General features: G+C 58.6%; 9 protein-coding genes. 7 read left to right on the top strand and 2 right to left on the bottom strand.

The genetic code is table 11. The annotated features are described in order from the left end of the window. The coding region (locus GOOTI_RS26565; RefSeq protein ID WP_007241294.1) for a hypothetical protein at positions 1 to 189 on the bottom strand (189 nt) is incomplete at its 3' end. Positions 190 to 876: 687 nt separating this feature from the next. Between GOOTI_RS26565 and GOOTI_RS26360 the strand changes: the two genes are divergently transcribed. Then, positions 877 to 1,251 carry a hypothetical protein gene (locus tag GOOTI_RS26360; RefSeq protein WP_169315861.1) on the top strand — a complete coding sequence of 125 codons (375 nt, stop codon included), beginning with the start codon at positions 877 to 879 and terminating at the stop codon, positions 1,249 to 1,251. A 55-nt stretch (positions 1,252 to 1,306) separates the two neighbouring features. Here GOOTI_RS26360 and GOOTI_RS25490 read toward each other — a convergent pair whose 3' ends face one another. Beyond that, complete coding sequence (locus GOOTI_RS25490; RefSeq protein ID WP_007241293.1) at positions 1,307 to 1,513, bottom strand: hypothetical protein; 207 nt, start codon at positions 1,511 to 1,513, stop codon at positions 1,307 to 1,309. Positions 1,514 to 1,896: 383 nt separating this feature from the next. On the opposite strand from GOOTI_RS25490, the gene GOOTI_RS24485 reads away from it, so the two are divergent. The 6 genes from GOOTI_RS24485 to GOOTI_RS26355 all read left to right on the top strand — a co-directional run bounded on the left by GOOTI_RS24485 (position 1,897) and on the right by GOOTI_RS26355 (position 12,393). Continuing rightward, a complete protein-coding gene (locus GOOTI_RS24485; RefSeq protein ID WP_007241292.1) occupies positions 1,897 to 3,420 on the top strand; it encodes a type I restriction-modification system subunit M in 1,524 nt (507 codons plus the stop codon). Further along, entirely contained in the window at positions 3,417 to 4,565 is a 1,149-nt protein-coding gene (locus GOOTI_RS24875; protein ID WP_007241291.1) for a restriction endonuclease subunit S, read from the top strand. The genes GOOTI_RS24485 and GOOTI_RS24875 overlap by 4 nt, the downstream gene beginning before the upstream one ends. Before the next feature lie 302 nt (positions 4,566 to 4,867). Continuing rightward, a complete protein-coding gene (locus tag GOOTI_RS24475; protein ID WP_007241290.1) occupies positions 4,868 to 8,317 on the top strand; it encodes a DEAD/DEAH box helicase family protein in 3,450 nt (1,149 codons plus the stop codon). A 303-nt stretch (positions 8,318 to 8,620) separates the two neighbouring features. Beyond that, positions 8,621 to 10,348 (top strand): hypothetical protein, encoded by a 1,728-nt coding sequence (locus GOOTI_RS24470; RefSeq protein ID WP_138985386.1) that lies wholly within the window; start codon positions 8,621 to 8,623, stop codon positions 10,346 to 10,348. 193 nt (positions 10,349 to 10,541) lie between these two features. Continuing rightward, positions 10,542 to 11,600, top strand: a complete 1,059-nt coding sequence (locus tag GOOTI_RS24465; RefSeq protein WP_007241288.1) for a DUF262 domain-containing protein — start codon at positions 10,542 to 10,544, stop codon at positions 11,598 to 11,600. Positions 11,601 to 11,604: 4 nt separating this feature from the next. Continuing rightward, entirely contained in the window at positions 11,605 to 12,393 is a 789-nt protein-coding gene (locus GOOTI_RS26355; protein ID WP_169315860.1) for a HEPN domain-containing protein, read from the top strand. The last annotated feature ends 37 nt before the right edge of the window (positions 12,394 to 12,430 follow it).

Below are 12,430 nucleotides of genomic sequence, written 5' to 3'. Positions count from 1 at the left end.
CCCCCGTGTGAAGAACTGGAAAGGCGTGAACTCCCGGGGCCGACCGTTGTTGTCTTCCACCATGATCGCATGAAGGTGATGGCGCGCGGGCGCGCGGAGCGCACTGTCGAATGCGATCTCGAAAACCTTTGTGCTACAGCCTGGGCCGTCGCCGAGGTCCTTCGTTCTATAGCGCGGGATCTTACCCATGAGTCAGAAGTCGTAGAGCCGTGCGTCCGAAATGATGTCTGCAGACGCAGCCATCTCGGTAAGTCGAGCGAACACCGCATCGGTGAATGTGAGCGATCTGCACCCGTACGCGGCCATCACCGATGGCAGCGGTGCAGATGAGGCTAATGCGTCAAGAGCCCAGGTTTGGCGAAGTCGAGACATGGTCAGCGGTCGAAGGCCCTCTGGAAGATCACAACGAGCGAGCAGGTTGGAGATCGTCTCCACCCGCGGCAGTGGCTTGTCACGAACGAGTACTGCACCAGGGGCCAAAGTATCGATGAGACCCTCAAGAAGAGGTGCGTAGCGCGATCGGACGGGAACAATCCGACCTGGCAGGATAATCCTCATCCTGCCGGGCGATGCGTTGATGAGGCTGTTTGTTGTGAGAGAGGCGACCTCATCGGGTGTCAGCCCGGCCCCGAGACCCAGGCCGAGAAGTGATTGAAGTACGCGGCGTCGAGAGGGGCTGGATTGGGAGTCAACGCATTTGACCAGCCACCGGCACTGTTCGTCTGTGTAAGGCGGCCGGCTCTTGGAGGTTGGATACACCGGTGCGGGTGAGTCCCAGCGAGCTCTCCGAGTGACGCGCCGTCCGACCGTCCGGAGGACCGAACGACGCGTTCCGCGACTGACGGGTGAGAGATGTTCACACGCCGTGGCCACATAGTGTTCGACGACCTCGGGTACGAAGAGCCGCTCGCGCTCACGGGAGCGCTGCTGATCGACCGCCCAGGCGAGGAAATGGGTGACTGCCAGCATGTGATGATCGGCGGACGTTCCTGTCGCGGGCTGAGAGTCGCGGACGATTTGACGCACTTCGTCTTCGATTACGCGCCATGTCGTTTCCTGTATCTGTCGAGGCACGTAGCCGTCGATCGCGACGTCGATCGGCAGATTCCTCATGGCTTGGTCACCACCAGGACGGAACGTGTCGAGATCGACACGCATATGTTGCGAGTGGGGGCGTGCGGAAAGACAGCAGGTAGCATCAATGGGACTCCGTGGAGGGGTTTGATGAAGCAGCGGCGCCAACCGCTGTGAGATGTCAGGCGCTGGTCAGCAGATCGGCGTCTGATGTCGTTTCTGTGACTTAGGTTTATGCCTCTACGTCATCGACCTCTTCCAGCCCGCGTTCTAATGCGTCGGCGCCGGCACGCGATACCGACTGTCCATTCGCCTGGGCCATCCGATAAAGGCGGGCAGCAAGTGGAGTCGGCAGACGCAGCTCGACGCGCGTTACGTCGCCGGGCTTGTTGATACGCGGCGAACCGAAGTGTGCGGCCGGAACATCGGCGTCCTTCATCAGTGCCTCCTACCGGGTAGTTCCGGGGACTTCCGGGATTAATGCCACCACACTCCGAGGCATTGGTAGGGACGCATTCTGGCCTCGTCATGGCTGCATCGCGCGCGTAGTGCGCACACCACGCGTAGTGCGCACAGTGCGCGGTATGCGCATCAAGGGCAGCCGAAAGTGCAGGTAGGGGCTGTGCAGCTACTTGCTGGCTCGCTTGTGTGGAGCATTTAGCGCAAACGGCGGACGGCGACTCACGTCCTCAGGTCGCACATCGCAAGTCAAAGGTTGCCTTTGCCGTTGGGCGTGTCGCACCAAGGTCGTCCGCGAATTGTCTGAGAGGCGCGCTATACAGTTCTGTTCGGGTTCACCACGACTGTTGGGAGTGCGCGAGAGTGATCACGGGAGAACAGAAGAGCAAGGTCGACGCCGTCTGGGACGCATTCTGGTCGGGCGGCATATCCAACCCGTTGGAGGTGATGGAGCAGATCACCTACCTGCTGTTCATCCGCCGACTGGACGACGAGCAACAACTCGCCCTCAATCGCGCCAATCTCACCAAGAAGTCGGTCACCGGCAATCCATTCCCGGTCGAGCGGACCGAGCTGTCCTGGTCGGAGTTCAAGAACTACGCCCCCGAGGACATGTTCCGCACCGTGGACGAGGATGTGTTCCCGTTCATCCGCACCATGCGTGACGAGGACTCCACCTACGCCCACTTCATGAAGGACGCCCGCCTATCGATCCCCAATCCGGGCATGCTCACCAAGGTCGTCGACCTCCTGGACAAGATCGAGATGCGCGACCTCGACACCAAAGGCGACGTCTACGAGTACATGCTCGCCAAGATCGCCAGCTCCGGACAGAACGGCCAGTTCCGTACACCCCGCCACATCATCAAGCTGATGGTCGAGATGATGGCCCCCGAACCCGGCGACACCATCGTCGACCCGGCCTCGGGCACGTGCGGCTTCCTGGTCGCGGCCACCGAGTACATGCGCGACCACCACGCCGCCGACATCAACTCCGGCACAGGCGCCACGCACTTCCACCACGACATGTTCCACGGATTCGACTTCGACAACACCATGCTGCGCATCGGCTCGATGAACATGCTGCTGCACGGCGTCGAACAACCCGACATCCGCTACCGAGACTCCCTCGCCGAAGCCAACACCGGCGACGCCGGCGCCTACTCCCTGGTACTCGCCAACCCGCCCTTCGCCGGCAGCCTGGATTACGAGAACACCGCCAAAGACCTCCAGCAGATCGTCAAGACGAAGAAGACCGAACTTCTGTTCCTCGCCCTGTTCCTGCGTTTGTTGAAGCCCGGCGGCCGCGCAGCGGTGATCGTGCCCGACGGCGTCCTGTTCGGCTCGTCCAAGGCGCACAAGACCCTGCGCAAGATGCTCGTCGACGACCACAAACTCGACGCCGTTGTGAAGCTCCCATCCGGAGTCTTCAAGCCATACGCGGGAGTGTCGACAGCGATTCTCTTCTTCACAAAAACCAACTCAGGCGGCACCGACCAGGTCTGGTTCTACGACGTCCAGGCCGATGGATACTCGCTCGACGACAAGCGAACCGCGTTGATCGATGGTGACAAGCTCGGGCCGCTGGCCGAACTCGCGGACGACCAGCACGCCAAGAACAACCTGCCCGACGTCCTCGCCCGCTGGGCCGAACGCGACGGCACAGAGCTCAAACGCGAGCGCACGGAGCAGTCCTTCTGCGTTCCGCGGAACGCGATCGAAGATCAGGGCTACGACCTCAGCCTCAACCGGTACAAAGAAGTCATCCACGACGAAGTCGAACACCGAGCACCCGAAGAGATCCTCGACGAACTCGACAAACTCGAAACCGACATCCAAACCGGCCTCGCCGAACTACGCCAGATGCTGGCAGGTGGGACCGAATGAGCTGGCCCACGGTCACTTTGGGTGAGGTAGCGGAATGGGGCAGTGGAGGTACCCCGAGCAGAGGAAATCGCGACTTTTACGGTGGCGAGATTCCTTGGGCGACAATCGGGGATCTGACCGATGGTGAGGTGACTTACACGGCCGAGAGCATTACGGAAGCAGGTCTGTCCCAGAGTTCGGCAAAACTCGTACAGCCGGGAGCCGTCCTGATTGCGATGTATGGCTCGATAGGAAAGCTTGGTATTCCGACCATTCCGCTCGCTACCAACCAGGCGATCGCCTTCGCCTATCCCGGAGAGCATCTTGATCTACGGTTCCTGTTTCACTATTTGCGCGGACAGCGGGAGCAGCTGCTTGCTGCGGGAAACGGTGGAACACAGTCCAATATCAGTCAGACAAAGCTAAAGGCGTGGACGATCCCTCTCCCTCCCCTCCCCGAACAACGCCGCATCGCAGCCATCCTCGACCACGCCGACACCCTCCGCGCCAAGCGGAAGCAAAGTCTCGGACTCTTGGACACACTGTCGCGGGCAGTCTTTGTTCAGATGTTCGGTGACCCACGCAAGTCGGAGTCAAACACGCTGCTTGGCGACGTAGCCGAATTCTACGCGGGAGGCACGCTCCCCGACGGCGAGACCTTCGCTGGCCAGTCAGGTGGGTATCAGCTCCTGAAGGTATCCGATCTGAATTTGTCAGGAAACGAGACCTTTCTCAAGAGTTCGGTGTTGTGGAGTGCAAAGGGGGGAGCGAGAGCTGCTACCTGCCCAACTGGGTCCGTGGTGATACCGAAACGAGGTGGAGCGATCGGCACCAATAAGAAGCGCTTAACAGTTCGTTCGGCTGTGTTGGACCCGAATCTGATGGGAATAGCGCCAATTGACGAGTTCCTGATTTCTGATTTTCTATTCGGATGGTTTCAGTTTCTCGATCTCGCCTCTATTCAGTCCGGTAGTTCAGTACCCCAGCTCAACAAGAGGGATCTTGCGCCGCTCGCCATCGGCATACCTGATCTTGCAGAACAAAGGGAATTCGGGAGGAGGGTTGGTAGAATTCGGAGTCTCGCGACAAACGGGGCCTCGCTACTGGACACATGTGAAGCGCTGTTCCGTTCCGTTCAATCCCGCGCCTTCCGCGGTGAATTGTGACGTCGCTGCAGTGGGTACCGAGCGTTTTGTCGGATAAGGATTTTTATGCTGGCCGCTGAGGTCTCACCAACACTGCTATCGCTTGCGTTCGTCACTGAGCGCGTTGTGCTCGTCTCGAGTTCCAAGTGATGTCGGCTCTCCGGCGGGTGGTGATTGAGCGGGTCAGATGTGACCGGCGGGACCGTCACATTCTTGCCAAGTTGGCTCGGTCAAGCTGTCAGAGGAGCGATGTAGTCTGACCTATTTGCGCAAATCGGTACACGTCGTGTGCCAAAATCGGACGTGGTTAGGGAGGAGGCACGGTGGCCCGCAATTTCGGTTTCCTACAGGCTGAGTGGCCGCAGGTTTATGCTTCGGCGAAGAACGCCGAACGTGATGCGCTGTTCGACAGCCGTTCCACCTGCTTCTACGCCCGGCGGACGATTGAGGCGGCGGTCAAGTGGCTCTACACCGTCAATGGCCTGGACAAGCCGTACAAGGATGATCTGTCGGCCCGCATCCACGACGCGGCGTTCCAGGCGCTCGTGCCAGGCCCGGTGCAGACGAAACTGGACCTGATTCGGCGGGCCGGCAACCACGCCGTCCACGACGACCGCCCGATCGGGCAGGAATCCGGCATCCGCCTGCTTGAAGAACTGTTCCACGTTCTGTCGTGGCTGGCCCGCACCTATGCCACCCAGCCAGAATCTAAGCCGACACCAGGGCAGAAGCTCGACCGCGCCGCGCTCCCGAAGCCGGGCGGCGGAGCTGCCGTCGCCAAAACGATGGCCCAGCTGCAGAAGCTCGGTGCCGAGCTCGAGGCCAAGGATGCCGAACTCGAAGAAGCCGCCAATGTGCGCGCTGACCTCATTGAGCAGCTGCTGGCGCGCGACGAGCAACTTAAAGCGGCGGACGCCGCCCACGTCAGCCTTGAGGAGCTGGTCGCCCAGCTGCGTGCCCAGGTCGCCGCCGCACACGCTGCGGCAGCCAAGCATGCCGACACCCACGACTACGACGAAGCCCGCACCCGTACCGACATCATCGACCTGCTGCTGCGGGAAGCCGGGTGGGATGTCGACGCCCCGCGGGTGCGGGAGTACCCGGTGACTGGGATGCCCGATGGCAAGAACGGTTTCGTCGACTATGTACTGTGGGGCACCGACGGACGGCCCCTGGCGGTGGTGGAAGCCAAACGCACCTCGAAGGACGCGACCGTCGGACAACACCAGGCCAAGCTCTATGCCGACTGCCTCCAGCAGATGCACGGCCAGCGCCCGCTCATCTTCTACACCAACGGTTTCGATACCTGGCTGTGGGACGACGAGAACTATCCACCACGGGAAGTCGAGGGCTTCTACACCCGCGACGAGCTCGCCCTGGAGATCCAGCGCCGTACCACCCGCAAGAAGCTCGCCGACGTCGACATCAACACAACGATCGTGGAACGCCCCTACCAGACGAGGGCGATCCGCAACGTCACCGAAGGCTTCGAGATCGACCGTCAACGTGCCGCGCTGCTGGTGATGGCCACCGGATCCGGTAAGACACGCACGGTGATCGCGCTGTCGGACATGCTGATGCGAGCGAATTGGGCCAAACGCATCCTGTTCCTCGCCGACCGCAAAGCGCTGGTCAAGCAGGCGATCAACGCCTACAAGACATTCCTGCCGGATACATCACCGGTCAACCTGCTGACCGAGAAGAACACCGACGGCCGCGTCTACGTGTCGACCTATCCGACGATGATGGGGCTGATCAACGATCTCGACAACGGCCGGCGCCGCTTCGGCCCCGGCCACTTCGATCTCGTCGTCATCGACGAAGCCCACCGCTCGGTATACCAAAAGTACCGTCGGATCTTTGAATACTTCGATTCCTACCTCCTCGGGCTGACCGCCACCCCCAAAGGCGAGGTCGACTACAACACCTACCAACTGTTCAACCTCGAAACCGGTGTCCCCACAGACGACTACAGCCTCGACGAAGCCATCAAAGACGGCTACCTCGTACCACCACGGGCCGTCACGGTGCCATTGGCCTTCGCGCGAACGGGCATCAAGTACGACGACCTGTCCGACGAGGAGAAGAAGCGCTGGGAAGGCGAGGACTGGGGCGAAGACGTCGACCCGGACGAGTACCCCGACGAAGTGTCCTCCGAAGCGGTCAACAAATGGCTGTTCAACACCGATACCGTTGACAAAGCTCTCGAAGTCCTCATGACCCGCGGCCACCGCGTCGCCGGCGGCGACCGCCTCGGCAAGACGATCATCTTCGCCAAGAACCAGAAACACGCCGACTTCATCGCACAGCGCTTCGACCGCAACTACCCGCAATACAACGGCCAGTTTGCCGCCGTCATCACCCACGCCGTGTCCCACGGCCAAGACCTCATAGACAAGTTCTCCCAACCGGATACGAGCCCGCACATCGCGATCTCCGTCGACATGCTCGACACCGGCATCGACGTCCCCGACGTCGTCAACCTGGTGTTCTTTAAACCCGTGCGGTCTAAGACCAAGTTTTGGCAGATGGTTGGTCGCGGCACGCGCTTGCGCCCCGATCTGTACGGACCAGGTCAGGACAAGACCGACTTTTTCATTTTCGACCTCTGCGGCAACGTCGAGTTTTTCAATGCCCACCCGGCTCCCGCCGAAGCCCGACTGCCTGCCTCACTGTCGGAGCGCTTGTTTACCGCCCGCACCGACGTCGTGTGGGCACTCGACCGCTCCCACACGAACGCGGAACTGCGCGAAGAAATCACCGACGTCCTGCACACCCAGGTCGCGGGCATGAACCTCGACAACTTCCTCGTCCGACCGCGCCGCAAGCAAGTCGAGGTCTACCGCAACCGCGGCAAGTGGGAGTCGCTGACCGAGCAGAAGGTCCGCGACATCGTGGACAACCTTGCCGACCTCCCCACCACCATCCGCGACACCGACGAAATGGCCAAACGCTTCGACCTCATCGTCCTGCGTGGACAACTCGCCGTCATCGAAGCCGACGACACCACCCTCGAACGTCAAGAAGACAAAGTCCGCACCATCGCCGATGGCCTCCTCGAGCAACTCACCATCCCAAAGATCAAGGCCAAGGAAGAACTCCTGCGCGAGGTCGCCTCTGAGGCGTGGTGGGAGGACGTCACCCCGGAGATGCTAGAGGACGCGCGGAAGGAGCTGCGCTCTTTGGTTGGGCTCCTCGAGAAGACGAAGCAGCCGATCGTATACACCGATCTGCAAGACGCCTTCACGGGTGAGGTCACTGAGGTCGACATGCCGCACATGGCGACCAGCACAGACAAGGAGCGCTTCAACGCCAAGATGCGCGACTACCTGCGCCGGCAACCGGATAACCTCGCGCTGCAGAAGCTAAGGACTGGGAAGCCATTGACCCAGGCCGACATCGACTCGCTCCAGGAGCTTCTCGCCCGAAGCGGTGCTGGTTCGCCGGGGGAACTTCAACAAGCGATCGACGACGCCCACGGCCTCGGCCGCTTCATCAGATCGCTCGTAGGACTGGATCGGCAGTCGGTCAACGAGGCGTTTGCGGAGTTCATCAGCGATGTGAATGCGACTGCTGACCAGATTCACTTCATCGGACTCGTCACCGACTTCCTCACCCGGAACGGTGCGATGGATTCATCGCAGATCTTCGACCCGCCCTTCATTGACAACGCCCCCCAAGGTCCAACTCAGGTGTTTGAGATGGACCAGGTGTCCCGACTGATCGAGGCGATTGAGCGCATCACTTCATCGGCAGATGCGGAGTCGGCGTGAACAACACGCCGAGGCGAGGCCACCAATCCGCCTGCGAACCAACGGCGACGCGCCGTTGTAAAGCTGCATGCACTCTCGACGCAGCCACCTACTATCCATATCTGATGTGCACGGTAAACAGAAGCTCGAAGCGAGCCGACAGTTTGGAGAGCAATGGGAACGGGGTACCGCGCAATCCTGCGGCTTGAGCGATCCGATAGTGCGATCTCCGTAGCCGAGCGCGAACTACACGGTTGGCTTTTGGAGAAGAAGCAACGCGGAACACTGACTTCAGCTGATTGGGATGGGGTGGGGCGTCACCAGATGGGACCTGACGCGCAACTCGACGTCATCGCCGCACCCGAAGCGCCAGACGACAGCAATCGGCGGATGTACCGATTTGTTGAGAGAAATCCAGGCGGGCTTTGGACAGTCTCGGTATACGCGTTTAGCAATCCTCACTCCCGGGATTATCAAGAATCGCTCGTTGTGGAGGCCGGAGTCGAGGCGCCAGATGGCGGGGACCCGATTGACAAGGTCGACCCGCCGCGGTTGATCCGACGACTTCTAGACGCGCATGAGGCGAAAGACGCAACTGTCACGCTGACAGGTTCGCCAGAACTCATTCGAGTGGACGATGTTCACCGCGTAGTCGAGGCGATCAAAGATCCACAGCGCACAGTGTCGGTAGTTGTGGCACCTTCGGCGTGGAGAGAGCACGAGGATTCGTGGCGGAAGGTTATCGAAAGCCTGACGAAGCAGAGTGTGGGAATCGCGGCAACCTACGTAATCGATGATGCAGCGTGCGCCGAGTTGAACGAGCAGCTGCCCCCATCGCATCGCGTAGCCTTGGGCTCTGTTCGGACCTACGTTCCCGCGGTGGATATTTCGTCACCGGAAGACGGTTTACGCCACCGCATACTTTTCCCAGGTGCGTTGGCGCGCTCCGTCTCCGCGACCAGGGTGGCTCGGCCGTTGGCCAAGACCCACGCGAGATCAACCAGGTTGAGGTTGCTTGAGCGAGACCTCCCGGGTGACATCCGCAGGGGTTTGGAGATCCTTCACCGAGCGGAGGTATCCGCGATGCGGACTTGGGAGGTGGATCGCCGAGTAGGACAGCCCAAGCGCGGGTCAAACTTGGCTGACACTGTTCCAGTTGCCCTCGACGAGGCTGCAGTAACCATTGGACAGAACGTTCGTGCGGTGTTCGATGGGATTGCTAGAGTGGCCCAGCGCTGGTTAGGTAAAGGCTTTGAGCCGACCAGCGTCGATGTGATCACAGCGCTTGATGACTTGCTAGAACGTAGAACAACCGAGCTAGCTGTCGTAGAGGAACAGGTCGACGAAGCAACCCAGACTCTTGAATCGAACGAACAGAGTCTGCGCGATATGCGTACGCGACTCGAGGATGTGTCGCTCGATCTCACCATCTCAGACGATCGTATTCGGGAGCTGACACGAGAAGCGGCACAGCTTCGTCAACGACTTGTTGATGCCGGACGCGCGGAAGATGCGTACGTCGCGCCCATTGAAGATCTGTGGACCCCGCCGGACGACGTCTTGGGTCTCATCTCCATGATCACCAAAGGTGACGATGCACACAGAGCATTGAAGTTTGTCGAATTCACCGGTGACGAAGACATCGCACTTGAAGTGGATGTGCACGAGAAGACGCCCAGATACGCTCATGCTTTCTGGGACTACGTGCACGTTCTCTATGACTATGCGAACGGAAAGGCTGACGGATCAATTAGCTGCGGAGTCCACATGTATCTGCAATCTGACCACATTGCTGGACACAAATGTTCGCCGGAGCGGCATGCATCGACTGAAAGCGACTCCGTACTCAATCGAAAGTCTTGGAGAGACGAACGGATGCTCCCCGTCCCAAAGAAGGTCGACCCGTCCGGACTGGTTCTCATGGATGCGCATTTCAAGCCAACCTGGCGCGACAAGTTCGCTCCAAGGATGCACTATTTCGACGACACAAATCAATCGGGAAAAGTCTACATTGGATACATTGGCCGACACCTCACAAATACCAAGACGTAAGCCCTAGAATCAATTCAAGACGCATATCGATTTGGAACTGTGAGAGGAATCTAATGACTTCAGATGGTAGCGAGGCATCGATCGACGATCTTGAGATCGAGGAATGGTTTAACGAAGACTCGATAACACAGGATTCCGACGCCGAGAAAGACGAACTTGATCCAGCTGAAAAGTATGCAAGAGTCAGCTGCGGGTGGTCCGAGAAACGAAAGATTATCAACTTGACTATTTTCGTCACGCGCTAGACCCTGATCGGGAGCTCATCAACATCTCTCCCGCCTATCAGCGTAGGTTGAGATGGACGAGGAAGAAGAAGTCGCTTCTTATCGAATCATTCTTGCTGAATATCCCAGTGCCACCGATCTATTTGTACGAGCAGGACTACAATGCGTATGAAGTGATTGATGGTCAGCAAAGATTGGATGCGATAAGTACCTTTCTAAGAAACGACTTCGCTCTAACTGGCCTTGAATACTGGCCCGAACTTAATCGAAAGAGATTTCTGGATCTTCCGCAGGTCCTACAGCGAGGTTTGCTTCGCCGAAGTCTGCCTGCCGTGGTCCTACTTGCTGAAACGAAACTCTCGAGTGCTGACGGACTTGACGTACGGCGGGTGCTATTTGATCGTCTGAATACGGGTGGAATTCGCCTTAACCCGCAAGAACTCAGGAACGCGCTGTACCCGGGGGCGTTAAATGACTTATTGATAACACTGGCCCGATCGGATGTATTTACCAAAGTATGGGAAATTCCGCCGCGTACTGAGAACGAAGAGGCCGAGCTTTCGGAAGAACTTCTCGCTAACGCCTTGTACTCGAAACTGGCCGATGCAGAATTGGTCCTCCGTGTCTTGGCCTTGCGGGATGCGATCGACAAAGGAAAGCGCGGATCGTTAAGAAGTATTCTTGACAACTACATGAGTACGAATGCGACCCTAGGAACAGCCGATTCAGAATCGCTTGCGGAGATTTTCAGCGACTCCCTGGCGCGGCTGAACAGTGTATTCGGTGAATCGACGTTCCGATTGCCGAGCAGAAGGCTCAGCCGACCGCTGTATGATGCGCTAATGATCGCGCTTAGCTTTAATAGCGATTACTCGATTGAAAATAATCAAGAGCAGATACTCAACGCACTGACTGAGTCACTAAATGATCCAGAAGACTACGCGACTCTAGTTGGCCGCGGAAATACAATCGAGGCAGTAAGGGAGCGCGTAATTCTCGCCGCAAGAATCCTAAATCCGGAGGGGTAAACCCGTGGGAAGTCTTCTTGACTCCAAACGCAGGGATTTTATGGGCGACATAGATAGAACCGTGCGTCTGTTGGAACTTCTTCCGTCGTTACGAAACTTTGCCGCAAGTGTCACGGGGAGAGAAAACGCGGAGCTGGGCGAGTCTGACTGGGCCGAAGCGCACGACCTTGCGGAGAAAGCGACAGGCGCTCGCCAGGATCTCCCCATTGTTGCCGCTTCGCTGCACCAGTACCTATGCGGCAGATTTGAGTACTTCGTGCGCGACATTGTGCAGGCAATCGCAGACGAGCGTAGTTCGGAATTCTCAAGTTACGCCGACTTGCCAGACAAAATGCGTGCAGAACTCTATCAGCTTACAATTTCCGTCGCTGGGAATCCAGGTCGATATCGCTATTCAGACATGGAGGCGCATTCCTTCCTGAAGGCGCTCGCGGATAATCTGGTGGGAGATCGGTATGATCCTCTGAATGTGAAGTCCGAAATACTCGCGATTACGGAATCCAACATGACACAACGAACGATAGTTGAGGTTTTCAAGCGGGTCGGGCTAGAAGACATATGGAGCACGATGGCACAGCAGGCTGCTCTTCGATCGCATCTGGGTGCCAAGGATCAAGGCGAATGTTCGAAGCTCGCGATCAGCAAGTTGTCCAAGATAATGAACGACCGGAACAGCTTTGCCCATCCGACATCCTCAACCACATTCCCGGATCCGGAACAGGTCCTGAGTACATGCGAGTTCTTTCGTGCATTCAGTTCCGTGATGGTAGATGTTGCGAAACTGCCGCGGTAAGCTACTACTCCGGCCCTCGCCGTTCGCCAGGCACGGG

The sequence above is a fragment of the Gordonia otitidis NBRC 100426 genome (assembly GCF_000248075.1).
GTDB classification, from domain to species: domain Bacteria; phylum Actinomycetota; class Actinomycetes; order Mycobacteriales; family Mycobacteriaceae; genus Gordonia; species Gordonia otitidis.
Note: the sequence above shows the minus strand (reverse complement) of the source record. Positions and strands in the feature narration are given on the sequence as shown.

Bases quoted from the DNA above. Each gene is read 5' to 3' on its own strand.
- GOOTI_RS24875 (WP_007241291.1), top strand. From the start codon at position 3,417: ATGAGCTGGCCCACGGTCACTTTGGGTGAGGTAGCGGAATGGGGCAGT.
- GOOTI_RS25490 (WP_007241293.1), bottom strand. From the start codon at position 1,513: ATGAAGGACGCCGATGTTCCGGCCGCACACTTCGGTTCGCCGCGTATC.
- GOOTI_RS24470 (WP_138985386.1), top strand. From the start codon at position 8,621: ATGGGACCTGACGCGCAACTCGACGTCATCGCCGCACCCGAAGCGCCA.